The sequence below is a fragment of the Streptomyces sp. NPDC002463 genome (assembly GCF_042889835.1).
Lineage (GTDB): Bacteria > Actinomycetota > Actinomycetes > Streptomycetales > Streptomycetaceae > Streptomyces > Streptomyces nymphaeiformis.
The window spans coordinates 23,584-48,068 of record NZ_JBIARL010000017.1; the positions used below are offsets into that span (position 1 = coordinate 23,584).

Annotated in this window: 17 protein-coding genes and 6 pseudogenes; 12 read left to right on the top strand and 11 right to left on the bottom strand. The window is 71.3% G+C overall.

Annotation, left to right across the window (positions count from 1 at the left end):
* The first annotated feature begins 32 nt into the window (after positions 1–32).
* On the top strand, positions 33–1,481 hold the full coding sequence (locus tag ACFYX3_RS30065; RefSeq protein WP_389019866.1) for a UDP-glucose dehydrogenase family protein: 1,449 nt from the start codon (positions 33–35) through the stop codon (positions 1,479–1,481).
* Positions 1,482–1,562: 81 nt separating this feature from the next.
* On the opposite strand, the gene ACFYX3_RS30070 is transcribed toward ACFYX3_RS30065, so the two are convergent.
* Complete coding sequence (locus ACFYX3_RS30070) at positions 1,563–3,257, bottom strand: right-handed parallel beta-helix repeat-containing protein (protein ID WP_389019869.1); 1,695 nt, start codon at positions 3,255–3,257, stop codon at positions 1,563–1,565.
* Between the two features lie 1,010 nt (positions 3,258–4,267).
* Complete coding sequence (locus tag ACFYX3_RS30075; protein WP_376592248.1) at positions 4,268–4,483, bottom strand: DUF6243 family protein; 216 nt, start codon at positions 4,481–4,483, stop codon at positions 4,268–4,270.
* A 397-nt stretch (positions 4,484–4,880) separates the two neighbouring features.
* Here ACFYX3_RS30075 and ACFYX3_RS30080 point away from each other — a divergent pair, with 397 nt between their 5' ends.
* Complete coding sequence (locus ACFYX3_RS30080; RefSeq protein ID WP_389019873.1) at positions 4,881–5,216, top strand: ankyrin repeat domain-containing protein; 336 nt, start codon at positions 4,881–4,883, stop codon at positions 5,214–5,216.
* On the opposite strand, the pseudogene ACFYX3_RS30085 reads toward ACFYX3_RS30080, so the two are convergent.
* Both ACFYX3_RS30085 and ACFYX3_RS30090 read right to left on the bottom strand, forming a co-directional pair.
* A pseudogene (locus ACFYX3_RS30085) lies at positions 5,188–5,713 on the bottom strand (transposase); the annotation flags it as partial. The gene ACFYX3_RS30080 and the pseudogene ACFYX3_RS30085 sit on opposite strands and share 29 nt — an antisense overlap.
* A gap of 20 nt (positions 5,714–5,733) precedes the next feature.
* Complete coding sequence (locus ACFYX3_RS30090; RefSeq protein ID WP_389019876.1) at positions 5,734–6,288, bottom strand: CGNR zinc finger domain-containing protein; 555 nt, start codon at positions 6,286–6,288, stop codon at positions 5,734–5,736.
* 117 nt (positions 6,289–6,405) lie between these two features.
* Here ACFYX3_RS30090 and ACFYX3_RS30095 point away from each other — a divergent pair, with 117 nt between their 5' ends.
* Both ACFYX3_RS30095 and ACFYX3_RS30100 read left to right on the top strand, forming a co-directional pair.
* Positions 6,406–7,269 (top strand): NAD(P)-dependent oxidoreductase, encoded by an 864-nt coding sequence (locus ACFYX3_RS30095; protein ID WP_389019879.1) that lies wholly within the window; start codon positions 6,406–6,408, stop codon positions 7,267–7,269.
* A gap of 71 nt (positions 7,270–7,340) precedes the next feature.
* A pseudogene (locus ACFYX3_RS30100) lies at positions 7,341–7,803 on the top strand (helix-turn-helix domain-containing protein); the annotation flags it as partial.
* A gap of 368 nt (positions 7,804–8,171) precedes the next feature.
* On the opposite strand, the gene ACFYX3_RS30105 reads toward ACFYX3_RS30100, so the two are convergent.
* From ACFYX3_RS30105 to ACFYX3_RS30115, 3 genes and pseudogenes are all read right to left on the bottom strand, one after another.
* Entirely contained in the window at positions 8,172–8,930 is a 759-nt protein-coding gene (locus ACFYX3_RS30105) for a D-Ala-D-Ala carboxypeptidase family metallohydrolase (protein WP_389019882.1), read from the bottom strand.
* 17 nt (positions 8,931–8,947) lie between these two features.
* The gene (locus ACFYX3_RS30110) at positions 8,948–9,709 is read right to left on the bottom strand and encodes a peptidoglycan-binding protein (protein ID WP_389019885.1); all 762 of its coding nucleotides are present in this window, start codon (positions 9,707–9,709) and stop codon (positions 8,948–8,950) included.
* Between the two features lie 467 nt (positions 9,710–10,176).
* A pseudogene (locus tag ACFYX3_RS30115) lies at positions 10,177–10,630 on the bottom strand (hypothetical protein); the annotation flags it as partial.
* Positions 10,631–11,158: 528 nt separating this feature from the next.
* On the opposite strand from ACFYX3_RS30115, the gene ACFYX3_RS30120 reads away from it, so the two are divergent.
* From ACFYX3_RS30120 to ACFYX3_RS30150, 7 genes and pseudogenes are all read left to right on the top strand, one after another.
* Positions 11,159–11,362: a DUF6229 family protein gene (locus ACFYX3_RS30120; protein ID WP_086827200.1), complete on the top strand. Its 204-nt coding sequence runs from the start codon at positions 11,159–11,161 to the stop codon at positions 11,360–11,362.
* 142 nt (positions 11,363–11,504) lie between these two features.
* Entirely contained in the window at positions 11,505–14,354 is a 2,850-nt protein-coding gene (locus ACFYX3_RS30125; protein WP_389019889.1) for a type 2 lanthipeptide synthetase LanM family protein, read from the top strand.
* 223 nt (positions 14,355–14,577) lie between these two features.
* On the top strand, positions 14,578–15,807 hold the full coding sequence (locus tag ACFYX3_RS30130) for an MFS transporter (protein WP_389019892.1): 1,230 nt from the start codon (positions 14,578–14,580) through the stop codon (positions 15,805–15,807).
* Positions 15,808–16,002: 195 nt separating this feature from the next.
* The gene (locus ACFYX3_RS30135; RefSeq protein ID WP_389019895.1) at positions 16,003–16,536 is read left to right on the top strand and encodes a hypothetical protein; all 534 of its coding nucleotides are present in this window, start codon (positions 16,003–16,005) and stop codon (positions 16,534–16,536) included.
* A 26-nt stretch (positions 16,537–16,562) separates the two neighbouring features.
* On the top strand, positions 16,563–17,123 hold the full coding sequence (locus ACFYX3_RS30140) for a DUF6529 family protein (protein WP_389019898.1): 561 nt from the start codon (positions 16,563–16,565) through the stop codon (positions 17,121–17,123).
* A 28-nt stretch (positions 17,124–17,151) separates the two neighbouring features.
* A pseudogene (locus tag ACFYX3_RS30145) lies at positions 17,152–17,397 on the top strand (hypothetical protein); the annotation flags it as partial.
* A gap of 119 nt (positions 17,398–17,516) precedes the next feature.
* Complete coding sequence (locus tag ACFYX3_RS30150; RefSeq protein ID WP_389019901.1) at positions 17,517–19,103, top strand: phospholipase D-like domain-containing protein; 1,587 nt, start codon at positions 17,517–17,519, stop codon at positions 19,101–19,103.
* 652 nt (positions 19,104–19,755) lie between these two features.
* Here ACFYX3_RS30150 and ACFYX3_RS30155 read toward each other — a convergent pair.
* Positions 19,756–20,306 (bottom strand): annotated as a pseudogene (locus tag ACFYX3_RS30155) (hypothetical protein).
* A gap of 551 nt (positions 20,307–20,857) precedes the next feature.
* On the opposite strand from ACFYX3_RS30155, the gene ACFYX3_RS30160 reads away from it, so the two are divergent.
* Positions 20,858–21,187, top strand: a complete 330-nt coding sequence (locus ACFYX3_RS30160; RefSeq protein WP_389019904.1) for a hypothetical protein — start codon at positions 20,858–20,860, stop codon at positions 21,185–21,187.
* Between the two features lie 29 nt (positions 21,188–21,216).
* On the opposite strand, the pseudogene ACFYX3_RS30165 reads toward ACFYX3_RS30160, so the two are convergent.
* The 3 genes and pseudogenes from ACFYX3_RS30165 to ACFYX3_RS30175 form a co-directional block, all read right to left on the bottom strand.
* Positions 21,217–21,492: pseudogene (locus ACFYX3_RS30165) on the bottom strand (DUF664 domain-containing protein); the annotation flags it as partial.
* A 472-nt stretch (positions 21,493–21,964) separates the two neighbouring features.
* On the bottom strand, positions 21,965–22,306 hold the full coding sequence (locus tag ACFYX3_RS30170) for a YkvA family protein (RefSeq protein WP_389019907.1): 342 nt from the start codon (positions 22,304–22,306) through the stop codon (positions 21,965–21,967).
* Between the two features lie 296 nt (positions 22,307–22,602).
* Positions 22,603–24,408, bottom strand: a complete 1,806-nt coding sequence (locus ACFYX3_RS30175) for a SulP family inorganic anion transporter (protein WP_389019909.1) — start codon at positions 24,406–24,408, stop codon at positions 22,603–22,605.
* Between the last annotated feature and the right edge of the window lie 77 nt (positions 24,409–24,485).

Sequence of the window (24,485 nt, forward strand, 5' to 3'; positions counted from 1 at the left end):
TCACCTCCCCCGCGCAGACAGGAGCACAACGCATGCGGTTGACCGTCATCGGTACGGGATATCTGGGAGCCGTGCACGCCGCTTGCATGGCCGAGATCGGACACGACGTCCTCGGTGTGGACGTCGACCCCGAGAAGGTGGCCGACCTCGCCGAAGGCCGGCCCCCCTTCTACGAGCCGGGATTCGAGGAGGTCCTGACCCGGGCACTCGACTCCGGCCGACTGCGCTTCACCACCGATCTGCGGGAGGCGGCGGCGCACGGCGAGGTCCACTTCATCTGCGTCGGCACCCCGCAGCAGGCCGGCTCCCGGGCCGCCGACCTGCGGTACGTGGACGCCGTCGTCGACGGACTGGTCCCGAACCTGTCCGCGCCCTGTCTGCTCGTCGGCAAGTCCACGGTCCCCGTGGGCACGACCACCCGGCTGGCCGCCCGCGTCGCACGGCTCGCGCCTCCGGGCGCGCGCGTGGAACTCGCCTGGAACCCCGAGTTCCTGCGCGAGGGCTTCGCCGTCGACGACACGCTGCGGCCGGACCGGATCGTCGCCGGTGTGACCGGCAAGGCGGCGGACGAGACGCTGCGCCGCGTGTACGCCCCGATGCTGGCGGCGGACGTCCCGTACCTCGTCACCGACCCGAACACGGCGGAGCTGGTCAAGTCCGCGGCCAACGCCTTCCTGGCCACGAAGATCTCCTTCATCAACGCGATGGCCGAGGTCTGCGACGCCACCGGCGCGGACGTCGCCACCCTCGCCGACGCGATCGGCCACGACACCCGGATCGGGCGGCAGTTCCTGAACGCGGGGGTCGGCTTCGGCGGCGGCTGCCTGCCCAAGGACATCCGGGCGTTCACCGCCCGCGCCCAGGAGCTCGGCGTCGGGCCCGCGGTGGCGTTCCTCGGCCAGGTCGACGAGATCAACCAGCGGCAGCGGAGCCGGACCGTCGCGCTCGCCCGGCGACTGCTCGGCGGCGACCTCACGGGCCGGCGGGTCACGGTGCTGGGCGCCACGTTCAAGCCGAACAGCGACGACGTACGGGACTCGCCGGCGCTGGCCGTCGCGGCGGAGCTGCACCGGCAGGGCGCGCGGGTCCGGGTCCACGACCCCGAGGGCGCGGCGAAGGCCGTGCTCGCTCAGCCGGAACTGCGCTGCGGAGCTGACCTGCTGACGGCGTGCCAGGACGCCGAGCTCGTGCTGCACCTCACCGAGTGGAGCGAGTACCGCGAGCTGGATCCGGTCAAGCTGGCCCGCGTGGTCCGTACCCCGGTGCTGATCGACGGGCGCAACGCGCTCCCGCACGACGCGTGGCGCGCCGCAGGCTGGACCGTGAAGGCGCTGGGCCGTCCGGCACCGCCGCCGGAGGAGCCGCGGCAGGCCGGCGACCGGCCCGTGGAGACCCTGCGCACCCTCATCGCGTCCCCGGCGGCGTCCGGTTCGCAGGCATCCGGAGTGCCGTCCCCCGCGCTTCCCGTCAGTGGGACGTAGCGAGCCGGCGGTGACCAGCGGCGCGCTGCCCGGACCGGTCTCGGCCGGCCGGGCGGCGCGCCGCACGGTACCGGGGCAGGCTCAGTCCGTGGCCCCGGGCTGGACGGCCCCGACCACCGGAGTCTGCGGAACCGGGTGGCCGAAGTAGTCGACGGGACCCGGGTCGATGCCGAGGGCCCGCGGATCCACGCCGAGGGGCACCAGGCCCTCGCAGCGGGGCGCCAGGTTCTCCGGACCGGCGGCACCGTCCGTGACCGGCGCGGTCAGGCCGCTCAGACACGGGTCGTCGCTGAGACCGGTCGGACCGCCGTCCAGCGTCTCCTGGCCGGACGCGACACGCCAGCCGTCCAGGGACGTGTAGCGGTGCACGCCCCACTCCAGGGCCCAGTCGCCGGTGCTGTAGTAGTCGTTGCCCGCGAGCCTGACGGTGCTCTGGCCGTACGCCGACTGGGTGTCGATCAGGGGGCCGCCGTCGGTCGCGAAGACGTTGTTGGCGACGCGCACGCCGACCATGCCGTCGCGCAGCCGCAGGGCAGGGGGGCGGATGCCCGCGGCCGCCGCGGAGGCGAGGCCCTCGGTGCGCATCACGACCGTGTTGTGGTGGATGTCCAGGTTCTTCATGCGGGTGCCGTAGGCGACGATGCCGCCGTACTCGGGCAGCTTCCTGGCGTCGTCCCAGCTCATGTTGAAGCGGACGACGTTGTCGTGGTGGGCGCCGGTCGGCTGACCCGAGTAGACGAGGAAGCCGGGACCGTCGTTGCCATGGGCGAGGTTGTACTGCATGACGGAGGAGGACACGTTGTTGTCGAGGCCGAACCCGCCGCCGTCGACGCGTGATCCGGTGCGGTTGCGGTACGACCTGTTGTGCTCCAGGACGACGCGGGAGGAGTCGTAGACCCAGATGCCCTCGGGGCCCTCCTCGGCGTCGGTGGCCGACCTCGTGCCGTTGTCGTGGGCCACCGAGCCCACCACCTTCGCGTCCAGCACGCTGCCGAGCGAGATGCCGCTGCCGGTGTTGCGCTGGTCGCTCTCCGGATCGCCGGTGTTGGCGTACGCTTTGACGCCTTCGATCCTGAGTCCGGAGTGCGCGTAGGCGGGGCGCGCGGCCTGGAACGCGGGTCCGTAGACGACGAGTCCGGTCTCGAGGTTGTCGTGCACGGAGACGTCGGCGATCCGTACGTCGCCGAAGCCGGCGCGCGCCTCGCCCTCGGCGCCGACGCTGATCCCGTTCTGGAATCCACTGGCCTCCACGTTCGTGATCCTGACGTGGCTGAGCCGACGGGTGCCCGGCAGGTTGTTGCGCAACGCGATGCCGACGCCCTCGCGCCGTGACTTCCTGTCGCCGACGAGGGCGATGTTCCTCACCTCCACGCCGGCGGTGTCGCGCACGGTGATGCCCGACGTCCCGCGTGGGGCGATCGTCGCGCGCCCGGAGCCGTACGACTCGATCACGACCGGCTTCGTCGCGCTGCCCGCCTCGTCCTCGTCCAGGGTGATGCTGCCGGCGAACCGCTCGCCGCCCTTGAGCCGGAGACGGTCGCCCGGCTGGAACCGCACGGTGTTCGCGTGGTCGAGGGTCCGCCACGCCGCCGCCGGCGACATGCCGTCGTTCTCGTCGTCACCGTCGCGGCTCACGTAGAACGTGAACGGACCGCCCGTGGCGGGGCGGGCCGGCCGGTAGACACCGGGTACGTCGCACCCCGTCAGCAGCAGAAGCACCACGGCCGAGGCTCCGGCGGCGGCCCTCGACGTCCGGCTTCGGTTCTCCGCGTTCACGCACACCCCTTATGGACTGTTTTCACATGACATACCCCCATGCGCGAACAGAGTGCCAGAAGGCGGACGCACGAAACGCCGACGACGCACGGAAACCGCGCCATGCACCGGGCGATCACCGACGACACCCCGGACCCGGCGCGGCAGCCGCGGAGGCCGCACGCCGGCCTTCGGCAAGCGGCCCAGGCACTTCACCCGCTTGAAACAGTGGCGCGGCATGGCGACCCGCCACGACAGGACAGCCGACCCCTACCAGGCAGCCGCCACCCTCGCGCCGCTGCCGATGCAGGCCTGAACGAGGACGCCGAGGGCGCACCGGGCGAGCTCGCGCCCAGCGTGGAAGACGGGACGTCCGGCGCGCACTGCTGCACACCGACCGCCCCCGAGGCCCTCGACCGGGGTATCTGCACACGCCGGCCTCCCAGTGCTGAAGTCCTCATGGCGGCGATGTCGACGACGCCCCTCCGTCCACAGCAGCACCGAGCAGCGGGCGTCACGCCCGGACCGGATTCACCTGCGGCCCCCGCCACCCCGAGCGCACGGACCATCCGCGCTCGCACTCCTCGCCCTGGCCGTCGGCGCCTTCGCGACGATTCCGCAGGTAGGGCACTCATCAGGCTGCCGATACGGTGCCGATAGAGCCATCGGCCGATTCCGCCATCCCGTTCCTCGAGCGCCTGCGACTTCCGGTGCCTCCGCCGGATGCGCCCGTCAGGGCCCGGAGGAAGTCGGCACGGGTCCGCAGCCGGCGGGGATGCGGACCGCAGCTCGATCGTTCCCTGGATCCAGGATCCGGGCCGTACCCGGGCCGGGTACGGGAACGCGCTGCTGGTGCAGTTCGGGGTGGCGGTGACGGGGCTGCTGAATCCGCCGCTGCCCTGGGTGGTCGGCCGAGAGCCGAGCGGGACCGAACGCGCCCAGTACGGCGGGCCGAGTCCCGATACGGAAAGGGGCCCGGACCGCGCATCGCGGTCCGGGCCCCTCTTGCGGTGCCGCCCTGCGGCGGTGCGTCAGCTCTGTGCGGTGTCGTCGCCCGTCTGCCCGGTGCTCTCGGCCACGCCTGTCTTCTCGCGCATCTTGCGCACCAGCTCCGCCTTCTTGTCGGCTGCACCCTGGCGGTCGAGGTTGCGGTGCGGACCGTTGTTCTGCCGTTCGGCGCGGGACAGCCTCTTCCGCTGGCCGCCGCCCTGGCCCACGGGGTTGTTGATGTTCTTGCTGTCGGTCACGGGTTCTCCCGGTGGTGATGTGAAGTGGTCTACGGATTCATCGGTGGGGGACGGGCGGCGACGTCGAAGGACGTCCGCAGGGGCCCGTCACTCTCTCACTCGTAAATCGGCGTCTGGAAGAACATGACAAGGACGTTACCCTGTCCCGCCGGCCTCGCACGCCAGCCTCTTCGCCGCCCCGGTGCCGACCGGGCCTTCGGCGAGCAGCCGGGGTCAGCCCTTTCCTTCTGGGCGTCTCAGCACCGTCAGTACCCGCCGGTGGTCCGCCGCCCGCCCTGGGCAGGTCCGGACGGGCGTTCCCGGGCCGCCGCGGGCGCTGTCGGAGGTCATCTCATTCGGCTGCCGGCAGCATGGATTATCGCTGGTAGAGACGTCTCGATCGTTGTTGAATGCCCTGGTGAGCGACTTCTGGACACCAGCCCATCACGCGGTCGAGCACGAGGATGCGGAAGCCCTGGCCCGCTTGCTCGCCAGCGGTTCCGATCCCGATGAGGTCTTCAGCAACATGACGCTGCTGACGCACGCGATCGACACCGAGGGGGACAGCACACTGCAGAGTGGCCGGCCGTTGACTGTGCACACCACTGCCGTGCTGCTGGCCTTTGGCGCGGATCCTGAACTCGCAGATCCCGACGGTCGCACCCCCTTGGGCGTGGCCGCTCACTACGCCCATGACCTGGCGGTACAGCTGCTGCGTGCCCACATCAGCAGGCGAGTCGGCGGTAGCAGATGAGAGTGCAGGCGATGCCGGTGAAGGCGAGGAAGTGGATGGCGTTGCGCTCGTAGCGTCGACACAGGCGCCGGCAACCGGCGAGCCAGGCCCTGGTGCGTTCGATGGTCCGGCGATGACGGCCCAACCGCTGCGAGGACTCGACGCCCTTGCGGGCGATGCGGTGCGTGATACCGCGCTCGCGTCACCATCGCCGCAGGTGGGAATGGTCGTAGCCCTTGTCGCCGTGAAGCTTTCCCGGCTTGCGCCGCCGGGGCCCGCGGCGGGACCGGATCGGAGGCATGCCCTTCACCCGCGGTATCGTCGATCGCGCAGCGCGACCAGTCCAGCTCGGCGCGGGATTTCAGCCCGTCGAGGACCAGGCGGTAGAACTTGGCCCACACCCTGGCCTTCGAGCACTCCGAGAAACGCCGGTGAGCCGTCGCTCCCGACGGCCCGAACGACGCAGACGGCAACTGCCGCCACGTGCAGCCCGACGTGGCCACGACCACGATCGCGGCCCGATCGCGGCCCTGCCGGGTCAGCTCGCGGCGCTTCGCGACTTCTTGACCTTGTTGCCGCAGGTGTTCATGGAGCACCAGCGGCGGTTGGCTCCGCGGCTGGTGTCGAGAAAAAGCCCCGCGCATCCGGGGCCTTCGCAGTTCTTGACGCGTCCGCGGTCGGGGCCCCCGAGGACGCGGATGGCATCCATGGCCAGAACCCCGAGGGCGTCAGTGACGGGGGTCGTCTCCGTCAGGTGCCATCCTGCGCGTTCGTGTTCCAGGGCAGCCTTCGCGTGCCCAGCGGCAGCGATCGTGTTGAGGGTACGGACATCCTTGGATTCCGGCTGTTCACCTGCGGCGATCGCCGACCCTATTCGGTAGATCGCCTCGCGCAGTTCGACGGCGTCTTTCAGATCGGTCGGCGACACATCTGTGACGTCGAGCTCCGTGGCCCCCAGCCACATCTTCAGTCGTGCGGGATCGGTCAGCCGCTCCCTCGGTGTCCGGCTGGCGCGATCGCTGACGGTGGCGGTGAACCGGAACGCCAGGACCTCGTTGTCCATCCGGAACACACGACGTACGTCCTCGGCCATTCCAACCTCCGCAGGGAGCAGCAACACGCACCGAACCGCTTCAGACGGTTCGCTGTGATCGTAACTCCATGGCATCCTTGAACCGCCTTAGACGGTTCAAGGAAAGGGGTGCTCGGCGTGAACAGCATTGCGGTCATCGGTCTGGGAGCCATGGGGAAACCCATGGCACGCAACCTCCTGAAGGCCGGCCACGACGTCGTGGTGTGGAACCGCTCCGACGAGCCCGCGGTCGAACTGGTCGCAGCGGGTGCCCGTCGTGCCGCCTCGGTCGCAGAGGCCATGCAGGCGCCAGTGGTCTTCTCGGTCCTGTCCGACGACCGGGCCGTCGCTGAGACGTTCATCGACTCCGGTGCCCTCGCTCAGACCCCGGACGGGACTGTTCACGTCAACCTCGCCACGGTGAGTGCGGGTCTGGCTCGCCGGATCGGCGCAGCGCACGCCGAGCATGGTGTCGGATACGTCGCGGCACCGGTCTTCGGCCGTGTTCCGGTCGCCGAGGCCGGGGAACTCGACGTCCTTGCGGCCGGTGAGCATGCACTGCTCGACCGCGTGCAGCCGTTCTTCGACGTGATCGGCTCGCGGACCTGGAGACTGGGCGACCGTCCGGAGCAGGCCAACATCGTGAAGATCCTCGGGAACTACCTGATCGCGTGCGCGATCCAGTCGCTGGGCGAGGCCGTCAGCCTCGCGGAGGGCGCCGGCGTCGACTCCGGGCAGTTGGTCGAGCTGCTGACTTCAACGCTCTTCCCGGGACCCGTCTACACCGGCTACGGGTCGATGATTGCTGAACGGCGCTACCAGCCGGCCGGATTCACCACAGTCCTGGGCCGCAAGGACCTCCACCTCGCGCTCGACGCAGCGACCGACCAAGGCATTCCTCTCCCGATCGGTCAACTGCTGCGTGCCGTCTTCGACGAGGCCATCGCCGACGGTCGCGGGGCGGATGACTGGGCGGTCATTACGGAACAGCAGCCGCGGTGACCGCCGACGACCAACGGCGCGGGTCAGGCCCCGGGCAAGCTCGCCCTCGATCCCTGGCGCCAGGGCCGCCTGTGCTTCACCGCAACGCTCCGCTGTCCCCGAGGGGCGGCTGCGCCTCGTGAGCGTTGTCAGCACCGCCCGATCGCCCATGTGGCGGCCGAGACGGGCGTCTCCCGCGCCTGCGCGTCGAAATGGGTCAACCGCTGCCGTCGGCACGGTGAACTCGGCCTCCTGGACCGTTCGTCAACACCCCGATGCCAGCCGACGGCGACGGGCTCTGACGTGGTGGCCTGGATCGAGGCACTCCGCCGTGCCGAGAAATGATCGGCAACCCGGATCGCATGCGAGCTCCAGGCCGAAGGGATCTCGCTCAGTCGCCGCACCGTGTCGCGGCATCTGCTCGCCCTCGGCCTGAACCGGCGCCGGTTCATCGGTCCCAGCGGCGACACGAACCGGGAACCGCGGAAGATCACCGCTCGCCGTCCGGGACACATGGTCCACATCGACCTGCCTGCTGCCCCCGGTCCGATACCCCGACTGCAGGTGGTACGTGAGGATGGGGCCGGCGATGCAGCCCTTCGTGAAGGAACTGCCGACGGCACGGGAGACACTCGACCGGTGCGCACGGCAGAGGGTCACACCGGCGCAGTCGGACGCCTCGCCTCGACTGTCGTCCTGGACCAGGAAGGGGACTTCCCCCTCCCGCCGGAGACGTTCGCTCCTGCCGTGGAGTCCCTGGCACGACCGGATCGCCCCTGCTGTCTGAAGCCGCCCTTCGGCCTGTGCCGAGCTCTCGGCGAGAACGCGCGTGACCGGTGGCGGCGGGACGACCCGGTCGGCCCCGCGTGGGCCCTGGCCGAGTTCCGCGATGCTGTGCAGAGGTCAGGTACGGAGCGGGAGGGTCAGGCCACGCCGTCCTGCCACCACCAGGACTGCGACCCGTAGGGGTACTCGACTCGGGAGTCGACGTGCTGCCACGAGACCGTGTAGGTCTCCAGGCCCGAGTAGCCGCAGGTCTCGGCCTTCTGGTAAACGGTCTTCGTGGACAGGCCGGAGACGGCGACATCCGCGGCGATTCCGTACAGGTGCATGGAGTTGGCGGCACCACCCACCGACGCGTTGTGGGAGATGCTGCGGAAGCCGGAGTTGACCGTGACGGCCAGGTCGCCGCACTTCTTGCGAAGCGCCTCCAGCTTGTACATGTTGCGGCGCACGTTCTCCTTGACGGTCGTGGCGCCCACCTTGCCGCCCGAGAAGCCGGAGCCGTCCTTGCTCTCGAACTCGGAGAAGTCGAAGTGCGCGGTCGATCCGTCGGAGCTCTCCAGGGCGTCCAGCCGGCTGAACGTCTGCGCCCCGGCCACACCGTCCACGGTGAGTCCGTACGCGGCCTGGAACCGGCGGAGCGCCGCCTCGGTGCCGGGACCGAAGTCGCCGTCCAGGGAGACGAAGGTCTGCTGGGCCGAGCCGGCGGCCCAGCCGGCGATCCGTATCTGGAGCTCCTTGACGGCCGCACCGCTGGAGCCCTGGGAGAGCTGTGAGGGCCAGCTGTAGGCGGCGGCCGGGCCGGCGAGGGTCAGACCGGTGCCGACGGCCAGACCGGTGGCGGCCACCGCGCCGGCACCGTAGCGCAGCAGCGAGCGTCGGGAGAGGTCGGATGTCATGGTCAAGTCCTCGTTCTCTAGTACCAGTTGTGGGACTGCCAGAAGGACCACGCGGCGCACGGGGTGCCGTACCGCGACTTGATGTAGTCGAGGCCCCACTCGATCTGGGTGGCCGGGTTGGTCTGCCAGTCCGCTCCCGCTACGGACATCTTGTCGCCGGGCAGGGCCTGCGGGATGCCGTAGGCACCGGACGAGGGATTGGTCGCGTACACCTTCCAGCTGCTCTCGCGGATCCAGAGGTTGTCCAGGCAGTCGAACTGGCTGCTCACGGACCAGCCGTGCTCAGTGATCTTCCACTGACCGGTGATCTTCACGGTGCGGGCGATGCGCATCGCGTTCATGGTCGCGGGGCCCGTGACGCCGTCGGCGGACAGGCCGTTCGCCTGCTGCCAGGCCGTCACCTTGGACTTGGTGCCGTCGCCGTAGGCGCCGTCGGCGGTGGTGCCGACCTTGCGCTGCACCTCCATCACCTTGTTGTGCAGCGCGAGTTCGGTGCGACTGCCGTAGTCGCCGTCCTCGGCCAGCCCGTTGTCGTGCTGGAAGGAACGGACCGCGGTGCTGGTCTGGGAGCCGTAGACGCCGTCGATGCCGCTGTACGGCAGGTAACCGATTCCCGCGAGATTGCGCTGGAGCCAGGTGGTGGAGTCCAGGGCGTGTGCGGGGGCAGAGAGCGCCAGCATGGCGAGCAGGGTGGCGAACAGCACGAGTGCCGCGCGGGCGACGGGCAGCCGGGGGGCCGGCACCCGGGAGGCCGGAAGGGCCGTACCGATGGGTATCACTCCGAGTCCTTGTCTTCGCGGGTCGATGCCGATGTCTCGACGGATGCACGCCGAGAGGGCCAAGTCGCATGTGTACAAGCGACTTGGTGACTGAAGCCATGGTGCCGTCGGGGTCCGCGGTACGGGAGCCCCTTGGGAGCGATGCGGGACGGGACGGGACGCGCGGGACGCGCGGTGCGCATGGGACGGGAAGGTGTGGGACGGATTCCCTCAACAGCCGCCGCCCATGGCGTACATCACTCGGGCGTGCTTCGAGGGTCTGTGACTCTTCCGTGTCGCCGGTGCGCGGGTGAGACGAAGTCCTGCCCGGCAGGTAGCGAGAAGTCGTCGGTGAACTCCCTTACTGATGGCGGGGGTTCATGACGGGATGTGCTTCGAACGGCTGCTGTCGTGAAGCAGGCCCGGGACGAGCAGGGGCGGGACGCCGAGCTCGACTCAGGGCGACCCGCTGGGCCTGCCCGCCGGACAACTGCTCCGGCCCGCGACACCCATGCGACCACCCGTCGCCGCTGCGGAGTCAGGGCGGTGACATCGGTGCCGCCGAGAGGGATCCGCGTGGGCCCCAGGAGCGCCCGCAGAAGAGTGGTCTTCCCGGCCTTGTCGGGGCCGCCGACGGCGATGGTGGTGTCGGGCTCGGCCTCACGAGTGAGCCGGGTGGAGCCGGTGACCTCGGCGTGCAGGGCCCAGCGTTCGCCGGGTGCCGCCATCGGCACGGCTCCGAAGATGTGGAACGGCAGAGTGATGCCGAAGGTGTGCTCCAGCCACGGCCCGAGGAGTCCGCGATGCCCGAAGGCGAGGAGCAGCGCGACACCACCGGCCGTCGGCGGCAGGACGAGTGAACGGACGAACGCCTTGCCGGGGAAGGGCAACCCGGGCGAGCAGCCGGGCCAGCGGGACACCGAGCAGCAGAGACAGCCCCAGCACCCGGAACGAGGGCGCAGGCTCCCTCCAGGCCGCGGCCGCACTGCGGCGTCACGCAGGGGTGTCGGCATGTGCGAACCTGGGCCGCCGATTCGACTGGCGCATATGCCCTTCGAGGCGGGAGGCCGGCCCCTGTGAGGCCGCGGCGGGTCTTCTCGACTGCTCGCTCGACCGGGCGATCGCGCGCCGGACCGCCCCGTACGCGCCGCCACCACGGGGGCGTGATTGGCCAAATGCGCTGGGACCGCGCCCCTTGACGGACGCCGTCGCAGTCCCCCTCGCGCCTCGCGACGGTGCCGCTCCGGACCCGGACGCGCAGGGGGCCGACACCGCCCGCCACCATGGCCTGCACCCGCGGCGCACCGACCGGCGGCCATCGTTCCGGCCGCGCGGCGGCGGCCTCCGGACCGGGCCGGGCACCCCCGGAATCCCGCTCGACGATTGGCCGGTTCCGGTAGATCCCGGACGGACCGCCTCCGGTGGATTCTGTAGCCCCGTGCACTTCCGACGAATCGTAGGAGGTACCGCATGTCCATCATGTCCACCACCCGCGCGGATGAGATCGTCACCGCCTGGCTCCAGGGCGCCGAGACGGCCTTCGGCGCCGACAACCCGGCCGGCCCGCTCTACGTGGGCGGTGCGGCCGGAGAGGCCGCGCTGACCGACGGCACCGAGGCGCTGCTCACCGGATGCAGCAGCTGTACGGGCTCGCTGCACAGCTACTGCTGCTGACGAACCGCCGTACGGCACCGGACGCACCACCCGGGGAGCCCTCAGGGGCTCCCCGGCCCGACGAGGCCCGACCAGGCCCGGCCACGCGCAGGCCGGCCCCCGTGTGCGGAAACCCGACCCAGGCGTCAGGAGAGGACTCAGCATGGTGGAACCGGTGGCAGCGGCCCGCGCGGCCGACGGACCGCCGCCCGAGGGATGGTTCGCGGGCCCCGTGGACGCCTTCGCGGCCCCGCTGTTCGCGGATCTGGACGACCGGATCCCAGGGATGACCGGGCTGGCCTCCGACGAGCGGGAAGTCCTGCGCGAGGCGACGCGCGAGGCTCTCCGCCGTACCCTCCAGCTCCGGCTCAACCGGGTGCTCCTGCTGGAGCTGCGGGCTGCCGCCCTCACCGGCGACCTGCCCGGCACGGACCCTTCCGCGCGATGGGACGCCTTCCTCCGGCAGGCCTCCGCGCCCGGCTTCTCCGAGACCCTGCACCGGCGCTACCCGGCGCTGCGCCGACGGGCCTTCGCCTCCGGACGCCTGCTGACCGAAGGCGCCCTGGAGCTGGGCGCGCGGCTCGCCGAGGACCGGCGGGCCGTCGCCGGCCTGCTCGGGGGCGATCCCGGACCGCTGCGCGCCCTGGAGCTCGCCCGAGGGGACACCCACCACGGTGGCCGGGCGGTGGCGCTGCTGGTCTTCGAGACCGCCTGCGTCATGTACAAGCCGCGACCGGTGGAGGTGGACGCCGCGCTGCGCTCCTTCGTCGCCGCCGTCCCCGGCGCCGAGGACCTGGGCGTGCCGAGGGTGGTGGTACGGGACGGCTACGGCTGGGCCGAGCACCTCGGTCACCGCCACTGCCAAGGCGAGGCGGAACTCGCCCGCTTCTACCGTGCCCTGGGCGGCTGGCTGGCGGTGATGCGGCTCCTCGGCGGGACCGACCTGCACGCCGAGAACCTGGTGGCCCACGGCCCGGTACCCGCCGTCGTCGACGCCGAGGCCCTGTTCACCCCCGATGTCGAGGTTCCGCCGAGCGGACGCGGCGACGCCGTGGACCGGGCGGCCCGGACGATCCGCAACACCGTGCTGCGCACCGGCATCCTCCCGCTGCGCACCGACGGCTACGCCCTCGCCGGCGTGGACCTCTCGGCCGCCGGTGGTCTGCCCGGTCAGCAGCCGCAGATCCGCGTCCCGGTCATCACGGACGGAGGACGGGACACCGCCCGAATGGAGATCGCCGCGGTGGACCTGCCGCCGGCCCGCAACCACCCCAGCCCCGAGCCGGTGCTGATCCGCCACTGGAACCAGGTGCTGACCGGCTTCGACGGGCTCACCGCGGCCCTGGCGGAGCTCGACGCGGGCGGTGGACTCGACGCACTGTTGCGGGTGTTCGAAGGCTGCCGGGTCCGCAGGATCCGGCGGCCCACGCAGACGTACACGGACATCGGCCGGATGCTCTGGCACCCGGCTTCGCTGCACGACCCCGACGCCGCCCTGGCCCGGGCCCGGGACATCCTCCACCGCAACGCCCTCGCCGCCCCGGGCGCGCCCCGCGAACCGGCCGTGATCGACCAGGAGATAGCGGACCTCCTGGTCGGAGACATCCCCGCGTTCGGCGAACGGGTGGACGGACAGCGGCTGGACGCCTTCCTCGCCGGGTGGCGGCGGGCGGACCTCACCCGTGAGCGCGACACCATCCGCAGCGCCCTGGTCGGCGCCTACCTGAACGAGCGCAGGCTTCCCGACCGGGTACGGACGCCCGCCCGAGCACCGCACGCCGAGGACCTGGACCGGCGGCGCCGCACGCTGGCGGCCGAGGCCGTGCGGACGGTCTGCGAGGCGGCCGTGCGCGGCGCCGACGCCACCGCGACCTGGATCAGTCCCGTGCTCACGGACTACGGCTGGGCCGTCCGCCCGCTGGGCGCGGACCTTTACACCGGGCAGGGCGGCGTCGCCCTCGCCCTCGCGGAGTACCAGCGGGAGCAGCGGGCCGGTCGAGCCGATCCGGTGGCCGGTGTCGAGTCCGTGCTGGCCGGCACCCTGGAGGTGCTGTCCGCCACCGAGGACACCACGCCGACCCGTCAGCTCGGCGGGTTCACCGGCATCGCCTCGCAGGTGTGGACCTGGGCCGCGCTGCACCGCCTCCTCGGTACGCCCGGGCTGCTCGACCGCGCTCGCGCCAGGGCCGCGCTGCTGACCCCGGAGGCCATCGCCGAGGACCGTGCCCTTGACGTGCTCAGCGGCGTGGCCGGCGCGGTCGTCCCACTGCTCGACCTCGCCGAACTCACCGGCGAGGAGCGGTGGTCGGAAGCTGCCGCGGAGGCCGGTCGGCATCTGGAGCGGACCGCGGTCGTCGACGACCGCGGAGCACGGTGGTCCACGGTGATGTTCCCCGAGGGCATCGGCGGATTCGCCCATGGCGCCACCGGCGCCGGGTGGGCGCTCACCAGGCTCGCCCTCTCGTCCGCCGGGAGCCCGGCCGACCGACGCCGGTGGTACGAACTCGGCACTCTGGCGCACGACTTCGAGGAGTCGCTGTACACGCCGGAGGCAGGCGCCTGGGTCGATGCGCGGATCGGAGGTGACGTCGACCATCCCACCGCATGGTGCCACGGCAGCACGGGCATCGGCCTGGCCGCCCTCGACCTCTACCGGCGCACGGGCGATCCCCGCCACCTGGACACCGCGCTCCGCTCGGGGCCGGCCGGACTGCGCGAGGGGTTCGGCTGGAGCCACACCCTCTGTCACGGCGACCTCGGACTCTGGGAGCTCCTGCACCACCTGCGCGGCCTGAAGGGGTACGAGGGACCGTCCGCCGCACAGGCCGACGCAGAGTTGATCACCGGCATCGAGCAGCGCGGTCCGGTCGGTGGCCTCGCCAAGGAGGCGTTCGCACCGGGTCTGCTCCCCGGGCTGTCCGGGGTGGTGCACCACCTGCTCCGGATGCACCCCGACGCACGCCTGAGCTCGCCTCTCCTCCTGGCCCACCCCGAGAGGCCGGACACCGCCTGACGCGATCTCCCGCCTCGGATGTCGAACGGCGGCGGACTCCGCGAGCGGGTCCGCCGCCGGCGCACGGGAGTGACCCGCTCCCGGATCGGCCGTCGTTCGACAGAGCCGTAGTCGGTCGGTGGCCTCGCCGTACCATCGGCATGGAACCCTTCCGCCGTCGGCGCGGCAGGCCGAGCTCCGTACCCTGTCCGACACTCCTGCTGCTTCGCCGAGGGAGGGGACCATGAAAGGGAGACGCTCGGCGGGGACGCGGCCCGTGGAGACGGGGCCGGTGAGGATGGGGCCGTGGCGGTTCGTGCTGTGGTTCGGCACGGTCAGCCTGCTCGCCGACGTCGTGTACGAGGGGGCCCGCTCGGTCACCGGGCCGCTGCTGGCGTCGCTGGGGGCCTCGGCGCTGGTCGTCGGCGTGGTCACGGGCGCCGGTGAGGCGGCGGCGCTCGGGCTGCGGCTGGTGTCGGGCCCGCTGGCGGACCGCACCCGCCGCTTCTGGGGCCTGACCATCGCCGGATACGCCCTGACCGTCGCCTCCGTGCCGCTGCTGGGTGCGGCCGGGGTGCTGTGGGTGGCGTGTGCCCTCGTGATCGCCGAGAGGGTCGGCAAGGCCGTCCGCTCCCCGGCGAAGGACACCCTCTTGTCCCACGCCGCGGCGGCGACGGGACGGGGGCGAGGCTTCGCCGTGCACGAGGCGATGGACCAGGTCGGCGCCCTGATCGGTCCCCTGCTCGTGGCCGGAGTGCTGGCGCTGACCGGCGGCGATTACGGTCCGGCGCTCGGCGTGCTCGCCCTGCCCGGCCTCGCGGTGCTGGGACTCCTGTATCGGCTGCGGGCCCGGGTGCCGGAGCCGGAAGCCTACGAGCGCGAGGCGGCCGCCACGGCCGTACCGGCGTCGGATCATCAGGCGGGGGACCGACGTCTGCCGAGGGAGTTCTGGACGTACGCCGCGTTCACGGCCACCACCACGACCGGGCTCGCCACCTTCGGCGTCCTCTCCTTCCACCTGGTTCAACGGCACCTGCTGTCCGCCGCGTGGGTGCCGGTGCTGTACGCGGCGGCGATGGCCGTGGACGCCCTGGCGGCGCTGGCCACCGGATGGCTGTACGACCGCCGCGGCCCCCGCGTTCTGATCGCCCTGCCGGTGCTCACGGCGGGTGTGGGGATGCTGGCGTTCACCGACACGCTGGGGATCGCGGTCGCCGGATCGCTGGCGTGGGGTGCGGCCATGGGCATCCAGGAGTCCACCCTGCGCGCCACGGTCGCGGACCTGGTGCCCAGCGGCCGGCGGGCGACCGCGTACGGCCTGTTCGCCGGTGTGGTCGGCGCTGCGAGCCTGGTCGGCGGCGCACTGATCGGCGGCTTGTACGGCTACTCGGTTCCCCTGCTGATCACCGTGGTCGTCTCCGTCCAGGTGCTCGCCGTGGTGTTGCTGATCGTCACCCGCGCTCCGCGGCGTTGACTGCGTCGACGCCGCGGGGCCCGCGTCCGCCGGGAGCCCGACAGCCGTGCTCGTCCATCCGGCACACGCCATCGCCCAGGCGGCCTCATCCGCGTCCCCCGTCACGCTGACCCTGCGGCGCGCCGCAGGGTCAGCGCCGGGCGGCACCGGTCCTAGTGAGGGGGACAGGAAGTCCCCGATCCGTCGGAGAACACCATGCATCAGCGCGGCCTCGCAGCCGTCTCGCTCGCCGCCGTCACCCTGTGCACCGCGGTGTGCGGCGGCTGCTCCAGCAGCACGAAGACCACCGGTCAGGCCAGCTCGTCCCCCGCGACCACGCAGTCCGCGAGCTCGTCGCCCAGCGCCTCCACCACGGCGGGCGGAGGGACGAGCGTCGCGGTGGCATCCGTCGGCAAGTTCGGCGACATCCTGGTCGACTCCCAGGGCAAGACCCTCTACCTCTTCGAGAAGGACACCTCGACCACCTCCACTTGCTACGACGCCTGCGCCACGGCCTGGCCACCCGCCCTCACCACGGGCGCACCCACCGCCGTCAACGGCGCCGACCAGGCCAAGCTGTCCACCACCACACGCACCGACGGCAAGACCCAGATCGTCTACAACGGACACCCGCTGTACTACTTCGAGGGCGACAAGGCCAAGGGGGACACCAACGGCGAGGAATCCAGCGCCTTCGGCGCCAAGTGGTACGTGGTCGACCCGGCCGGTGACAAGGTCGAGGGCGACTGATCCGCATGGCCGGCGACGAACGCCCGATGCGAGGAGGGACGCGGCGCGGGCAGGCGGTACGGGTCGTGCTCTGGGCGCTTCTGCCGGTCGCGACGGTGGTCGGCGTGTACTGGTTCGGACGCGCGCACACTCCGGCCTACGCCACCAGCCTCTTCGGCACCCGCTTCGGCGACGTCCAGCAGCTGAAGGCCGAGCTCGGTACCGCCCTCCTCGGCCTCGCGCTGATCCAGCTGCTGCTCGCGCTCTGGCTGTACGGCCGGCTGCCCGGCCTGGGGACGGCGCCACGACCGGTCGGACGGATCCACCGACTCGTCGGCCTCGCGGCCTTCCTGCTCTCCCTGCCGATCGCCCGGCACTGCCTGGTCGCCTACGGGGTGGAGCTGACCGATGCCCGCACCGCCCTGCACTCGCTGAGCGGCTGCTTCCTCTACGGAGCCTTCGTCGCCAAGGTGATCGTCGTCCGGCACCGTCGGCTGCCGGGCTGGGTCCTGCCCGTGACCGGCGGCGCCCTGGTCCTGACGATCGCACTGCTCTGGTACTCGGCGGCCTTCTGGTACCTCAACACCTTCAACGCGCCGGGCCTCTAGCCGGCCACCCGCCATGCCCAAGCGGGACTTCCTGCCGGGCCGTGCTTCCGAACCGTCCGGTCCCTGCGCGAACGTGGCCGGGCTCGCCCTGTTCCGCTGCACCACCCGGTGCGGCGTCGTTTTCGGCCACACCGGCAACACGCCCGGTCATACCCAGTTCGCCGCGGCCACCCCCGACGGCCGCCGAACCGTCACGGCCTCCGTGACCAGCCAGGTCCCGGTCGGGCTACGGCTGGGAAGTTTCGACGACGGTGCAGGGCGCGATTACGGCTGAAAGCAGCGCGGGCTGGGGTGAACCAGGAGATACGCGCTGGTAACTTACGTGAGTTGATCAAGGTCGAGGCCCCCTCCGCGGAGCCTTCAGCCCGAGCCACCCCCAAGCAAGGAACCGCATTGGCCCGCACCATCCGCACGACAGCCCTTCCACTCGCCCTCTCCACCCTCCTGCTGTCCGCCGTCCCGGCGTTCGCCGACGCGCCCACTCCGCACCTGGACGCGGTGGAGCAGTCCCTGCGTCAGGTCTCTCCGGGCCTGGAGGGCTCCGTCTGGGAGCGCACGGCGGGGAACAGGCTGGGCGCCTCCGCCCCCGGCGCCTCCGACTGGCTGCTCCAGACCCCCGGCTGCTGGGGCGATCCCACCTGCGCCGACCGCTCGGGCTCCCGGCGCCTGCTGGAGAAGGTGCGCGAGGACATCGCGAACGCCCGTTACAGCGTGGACATATCCACTCTGGCCCCGTTCCCCAACGGAGCCTTCCAGGACGCGATCGTGGCCGGCCTGAAGGAGGCCGCGCAGAAGGGCAACCGGCTTCAGGTCCGCATCCTGGTCGGCGCCGCACCCGTCTACCACGCCAACGTGATTCCGTCCGCCTACCGCGACGAGCTGGTGGACAAGCTCGGTCCGGCGGCCGCGAGCGTCACTCTCGACGTGGCCTCGATGACGACGTCGAAGACCGGTTTCTCCTGGAACCACTCCAAGCTGGTGGTGGTGGACGGGAACTCGGTGATCACCGGCGGCATCAACAGCTGGAAGGACGACTACCTCGACACCACCCACCCGGTGAACGACGTCGACCTCGCGCTGTCCGGCCCGGCGGCGGGCTCCGCCGGACGCTACCTCGACACGCTGTGGGACTGGACCTGCCACAACAAGAGCAGCTGGACCAGCGTCTGGTTCGCCTCCTCCAACGGCGCGGGCTGCCTGCCCACGCTGCCCCGGCCTGCCGCCCCGCCCGCCGACGGTGACATTCCCGCCCTCGCGGTGGGCGGCCTCGGCGTCGGGATCCGGCAGAGCGACCCGTCCTCGTCGTTCCGGCCCGTCCTGCCGACGGCCTCGGACACCACCTGCGGCTTCGGGGTGCACGACTACACCAACGCCGACCGCGACTACGACACGGCCAACCCGGAGGAGAGCGCGCTGCGCGCCCTGGTCGCCAGCGCGACCGAGCACGTCGAGATCTCGCAGCAGGACCTGAACGCGACCTGCCCGCCGCTGCCCCGCTACGACATCCGGCTCTACGACACCCTCGCCGCGAAACTCGCCGCCGGCGTGAAGGTGCGCATCGTCGTCAGCGACCCGGCCAACCGCGGCGCCATCGGCAGCGGCGGCTACTCGCAGATCAAGTCGCTGTCCGAGGTGAGCGACGTGCTGCGCGGCCGCCTCAAGGTCTTGACCGGCGACGAGCCGAAGGCGCGGGCCGCGATGTGCCGGAACCTGCAGCTCGCGACCTTCCGCGCCTCGGACAAGCCGACGTGGGCGGACGGCAAGCCGTACGCCCAGCACCACAAGCTGGTCTCGGTGGACGACTCGGCCTTCTACATCGGCTCGAAGAACCTGTACCCCTCCTGGCTCCAGGACTTCGGCTACGTGATCGAAAGCCCCGCCGCCGCACGCCAGCTGGCCGACGGGCTGCTCGCGCCGCAGTGGAAGTACTCGCAGGCGACGGCGACGTACGACTACACGCGCGGCGTCTGCCAGGGCTGACACCCGCCCGCCCGGCACCTGGGCGCACCTCGGGTCAGCGTGTCCGCTGACCCGAGGTGCACACCCGGCACCGCGCACGTCGTCGCTGCAGTCGCGGGCCCGGTTCCGTACAAGCTCGGGCAGTGTGCCCGTCGCCGGATTCGCGAGGGTCGCGCTCTCCCGACTCTCCATCAGCCCCGTCCGGCTCGCGTCTCCACGAAGTACTCGCCCCGGCCGCCGGTACGCCGTCGTCGTACTCGACCGCACCGAACACGGAGGCTGGTGGGACTGGGGCGCGGAGGCCATCAGGCCAATGAGTGACCGGCCGTCGCCGAGCGGGGACGGCCAAGCGGAGACGGCTTCGGCAGCAAAGTCGGCGGCAGCGTCCGGAACGGTCGCTGCGCGCCGTTTCGATGCCACTTGTGTCGGACGAGGACTGCGGCCGATTGTCTTTCGCCGGGAGGTCCGACTGTGGTCGGTCCGTTCTCCCGTACATCTCCATGGCCGTGCGATGCCGCTGGGCTTTTGTATCCGGTGCTTGGTGCTTCGGGCACACTCCACCCCCGGATACCGACCGCTTCGTCGATGCCGACCGCTGCCGTCGGTCGCGGAAGGGCTTGCCCAGGTACGGCTCGACTTCGGAGGCCGCGTGGGCGTTGAGGCCGGCGGAGCTCTACGGGCGTTCGAAGAATTGGAGGACGCCTCCCGATGGAGAAGCACAGGGCGCCGGTGAGGGTGCTCCAGTTGGCGATGTCGATGCTGACCGGGCTGCCGGTGACCGGCCGGGTATACGCGGCGAGAGCCGAGACCGTGAACAGGACGGACCCGAGCTGGTTCACCGCGTGGCGGGGCGCGTTGATCACCTGCAGTAGCGAGGCATAGCCGCCGGTGTTGAAGAACAGGACGCCGGCGAAGTAGATCGAGGCGATCTCGGTGGCGTCGCCGGAGCCGAACCGAGGCTACGCCGGCACCGGCCGCGAAGAGGGCCCCGCCGATGACGAAGGCCGTCGCGGCTACGGCGTTGAGCCTGCGCAGGCGGCGGACCGCCACCTCGTCGGCACGAGCATGGTGGCCGGCCTCCGAGCCCGGCGCCCGGACGGTGAGAACTCCGCGGCGCCGAGCGAGTCGCGACTCCCCGACCGCCTCCCCACCACCGGGCAGACGCCAGGTGACCCGGGTGGTGAACGGTCCCGCACCTTCGGTGCGTTGCTCGGCATGTCTCACGACCTGAGATCAGGTCGCCGATCAGGCCTCCTCTCGGTGCACGCCGATCCGCCCCACACGCAGAGGCACATCCCCGGGCCGGCCAAGCGGCTTTACGATTTCCGGCACGCCGGCATCTCGTTCTGGCCGTACTTCCTTTCCGGCTGCGCCAAGCTCCCGGACGGCGTCCGGGGTGGGCCAACCGCCTCGTCGAGCAGTCCGTGGAGAAGCGGCACCACGTCGCCAGGAGCACGACCCGTCCGTCTGAGTCGAAGATCGGCGTGCTCCCGGGCTCCGGTACCGCTCCTCCCGCTCGCCCGGTCGCTCTGTGGACTCCACTTCGTAGTGCTGCAGTGCCATCGCGTCGGTCGTCTAGCAGACCGACCACCTCGGCTGCGCCCACCGCCCGCGCCCTCCCGTGCTCGGCGAGGGTGGTGCGGTCAGTCGGGAGCGGTGGCGTAGCGGGTGGGGGACACGGTGACGACCGCGGGATCGAGAGCCGGGGCTGACGCGGCCCTCACCTGGTGCCACGATGGAGAGGAGGGGTTGCCAGGTGCTTCAGGGAGGCGATCATGAGCCGGGAGTATCACTTTCATTGCGAGCACGCCGGCTGCTCGGTCACCGTGGACCTGCGGATGGGGCGAACGCGGGAACTGGAGCTCCTCGTGGACGGGAAGCAGGTCGCCGCCGCCCGCGCCCATGGCCACCATGCGCAGACGACGGTGATGACCACGATCCTGCCCACCGACCCCCCTCGCGGCATCGAGGTCGAAGTGACGCTCCCTGGCGCTCTCGGCGGTGATCCGGCAAGCACCCTGCTCGCGGGTGGCGAACGCGGGCCCATGCCTGCCCGGGAGGTGCCCCGGCGGGCGCGGCCGGCGGAGGCCGACTGGTACTCCTGACCGTGTCGGGGCGCCCGTCACGGCACGTGCTCGGCCAGTTCGAAGCCGCCGTCGGGGGCGGACGGGTCGGCCTGCGGGTCGTGGACGGGCGAGGCCTGTTCTCCGGCGAACACCCGGCGGAACCAGTTCCGCTCCACCTCTGCCATGTGCTGGACGAGGCCGGTCAACGTGAAGTCGGACGGTGGCACGGACGCGACGGCGGCCTGCCCGTCGTCCAGGCCCTCGCACTTCATGGCGAGGGTGGCGCGGTGAAAGTCGAGCCGGCTTTCGAGCGTGGTGCGCTCGTCGGCGTTCAGGGGCGGCAAGGGCGTTCGATGGCGCTCATCGGCCGATCATCGCCAGCGGCCGAAGCTGTCGACAGGCAGGGCCTCCGGCAGGGTGAACGCTGCCTGATGCGGCATCAGCAGGAGTCGGTCCTACCGCGCCTCTGGTGAATCCTCGATTCCGGGGACGCGTACACCCACACCAAGCCTTGTGCGAAGGGACGTTCGTCATACCCGCATGGCCGCGCAAGACTTGCCCCGTCTGCAGGCGCCCCGTCGCGGTGAACCCGGACAGTCGGCGGATCGCCGGCCCCAAGCCCCCCGCGACCCAGCGAGCGCGCCTGGATCTCGTTCCCGTGCCACAGATCCGAACACATGTTCGAGTTGGGTGGGTGACGCTCCCGACCTGCGAGGAAGGTGGTCCGGCGAAGGAGGAGATGCTCTTCTGAGGTGCCTACCGGCATCGCGCCCCTTACGCCGGTGAAACGGAACGGTCGGACCTCCACCGTCCCCCTCACTTGAGGCGGCGACTCCATCGCCGGACCGCTGTTCCAGACCTTCGAACCTCGGGGAGCGCTCTGGGGTCCGCCTCGCTTCCGGCGGCCACCGCGTGCAACACCCGCAAGGCGACCAGGAGCACACCGATGTCGTCGAGGTAGACCGGGTCCGGGATCAGGTCGATCGGCGAGACGATGTAGACCACCGCCGCCCAGAACAGGGCCTTGGACCGCAGCGGGAGACCGGCGTCGAGCAGCAGCCTCCGAGCCTGGAAGACGCGGACGAGCAGCACGGCCGCGAATCCCGCCACGACGAGCACGAGAACCACGGCCACGATGAGCCAGAAGGAGCTGTCCATGCTTCTCTCCTGCCCAGTAACGGTCGAGGCGCGCCGGTCGTCTGCGGCTGTTACAAGGCTACGATGTCGGGCCCGCTGCTCTGCTCATCGGCCGTTCCCGTCGTCGGGACTTTCTCCCCACCGTGACCGGTGACGCCGGCCCGCTACGGGTCGGCTGCCCGAGAAGCGGCCCTCGAGTCCGGTCCATCACGTTCAGCAACAGGGCCGCGAGCACGCCGGGCCTGCGCTCTTCACGTGCCAGTGCCCCGCCACCGGCCCCGAGCGCCGCACGGCGCCCCGCCGAGGGACTGGCGCGATCACTGCTCGTCGATGGGCGGCGACTCAGCGGTACCGGGGCCGGGCTCGTCGCGCGGGGGCGGGCTTGCGGTGGCCGGGGGCGCCCACCGCGCTCCGGTGCGCAGGCGGAATGCGGCGACCGCGGCTTCCACGGTCGGGAAGAAGTGCCGGGGGTCGATGGTGCGGGTGAGCTCGTACCGCTCGATCTTGCGGCGCACGGGGTCCTTGAGCCCGGCGAACACGAGGTGGACGCCGTCCGCGTTGAGCGTCTCATCGAGCTCTTCTAGGACATCGGCGGCGGTGGTGTCCACGTCGGTCATGGGTTCAGCCGCGATCACGATCCAGCTCGGCCGCGGGTCCGCCTCGGCCAGGCGCCTGATGTCGTCGCGGAAGGCCTTGGCGTTGGCGAAGAGGAGCGGGGCGTCGAACCGGTAGATGACCAGGCCCGGAAGCTGCCGGACCTGTGGGTACGAGCGGATGTCGTGGTAGCCCTCCAGTCCCTGCACCAGCCCCAGCACGGTGTGGTAGGGCCACCAGACACGGCGGAAGACGTTCAGCACGGACAGGGCGACGGCGATGCCGATCCCGGGCAGCACACCGAGCAGGGCCACGCCGAGGAACGCCGCGCAGCACAGCAGGAAGTCCGTCCGGCGCTGCCGCCAGAGCCGCACGGCCCCCGGGATGTCGGCCAGCGACAGCGACGCGGTGATGACAACGGCTGCAAGGGCCGGTTGGGGGAGATTGCGGAACAGGCCAGGAGCCAGCACGAGCATGAGGACGATGAGTACCGCTCCGACGACCCCGGTGAGCTGGCTCCTGGCCCCCGCCCGCTCCGCCACCGCCGTACGGGAACCGCTCGTACTGACCGGGAAGCCCTGGAAGAGACCGGCCGCCAGGTTGGCCACACCGATGGCCGCCATCTCCTGGTTGCCGCGGACCTCCTGTCCGGTCCGGGCCGCGAAGGCCGACGCGTTGGAGATCGTGTCCGCCAGGGACACCAGGGCGATGCCCAGCGCACCGCCGAGCAGCGGCGGCAGGTCGGCGAGCCGCACATCGGGGATCGTGAACGGAGGAAAGCCCTCGGGCAGTTCTCCGACCAGGCCGACGCCGTGCCCGCCCAGATCGAAGACCGTGGCCGCGGCGATCGCCAGGACCACCATCACGAGCACGGCGGGGACCTTCGGCAGCAGGCGTTGCAGGACCAGGATCAAGGCGATCCCGCCGATGCCGACCGCTGCGGCGGCCGGCACCACCGCCCCGTCAGCGAGGCCCCGCACGAAGCCGACGCACTCGCCGATCAGGTCGTCCGCATCGACCTTGAAGCCGAGCAACTTGGGCAGCTGACCGACGAGAATGGTCAGGGCCAGACCGTTCATGTAGCCGATCATCGTCGGTTTGGAGATCAGGTCGGCGATGAAGCCCAGCTTCGCCACCGAGGCCAGGATCATCACGGCCGCCACCATGAGCGCGAGGACCGACGCCAGCGCGACAGCCCGGTCGGGGTCCCCGTCGGCCGCCACCAGGGGCAGCACCGTGGCGGCGATCATCGGCCCCAGCGAGGAGTCGGGGCCCAGCACCAGGATCCGGGACGGCCCGCACACCGCATAGCCGAGCAGGCAGAGAACCGTCGTGTACAGGCCGGTGATGGGCGGCAGCCCCGCCAGCTCGGCGTACGCCATCCCCTGTGGCACCAGCAGCGTGGTCAGGACGACTCCTGCCACCAGGTCCTTGACCAGCCACTCGCGTCGGTACGACGACATGGCACGCACCCCGGGAACAGCACGCAGCCGACGGAGAGGCCTGCGGCTCTTGCGGTGGATGGTCACAGACCGTCCTTCCGATCAGGCCCCCCTTTTCCCGGTCCTGTCCGGCCGGGACCACTGAGAGCCGGAGCGCGCGCACG

Excerpts from the sequence above, each read along its gene's own strand:
- ACFYX3_RS30090 (WP_389019876.1), bottom strand. The coding sequence starts at position 6,288 with ATGGCCGAGGACGTACGTCGTGTGTTCCGGATGGACAACGAGGTCCTG.
- ACFYX3_RS30130 (WP_389019892.1), top strand. The coding sequence starts at position 14,578 with ATGAAAGGGAGACGCTCGGCGGGGACGCGGCCCGTGGAGACGGGGCCG.
- ACFYX3_RS30170 (WP_389019907.1), bottom strand. The coding sequence starts at position 22,306 with ATGGACAGCTCCTTCTGGCTCATCGTGGCCGTGGTTCTCGTGCTCGTC.
- ACFYX3_RS30125 (WP_389019889.1), top strand. The coding sequence starts at position 11,505 with ATGGTGGAACCGGTGGCAGCGGCCCGCGCGGCCGACGGACCGCCGCCC.
- ACFYX3_RS30140 (WP_389019898.1), top strand. The coding sequence starts at position 16,563 with ATGCGAGGAGGGACGCGGCGCGGGCAGGCGGTACGGGTCGTGCTCTGG.
- ACFYX3_RS30120 (WP_086827200.1), top strand. The coding sequence starts at position 11,159 with ATGTCCATCATGTCCACCACCCGCGCGGATGAGATCGTCACCGCCTGG.
- ACFYX3_RS30105 (WP_389019882.1), bottom strand. The coding sequence starts at position 8,930 with ATGACATCCGACCTCTCCCGACGCTCGCTGCTGCGCTACGGTGCCGGC.
- ACFYX3_RS30135 (WP_389019895.1), top strand. The coding sequence starts at position 16,003 with ATGCATCAGCGCGGCCTCGCAGCCGTCTCGCTCGCCGCCGTCACCCTG.
- ACFYX3_RS30160 (WP_389019904.1), top strand. The coding sequence starts at position 20,858 with ATGAGCCGGGAGTATCACTTTCATTGCGAGCACGCCGGCTGCTCGGTC.
- ACFYX3_RS30065 (WP_389019866.1), top strand. The coding sequence starts at position 33 with ATGCGGTTGACCGTCATCGGTACGGGATATCTGGGAGCCGTGCACGCC.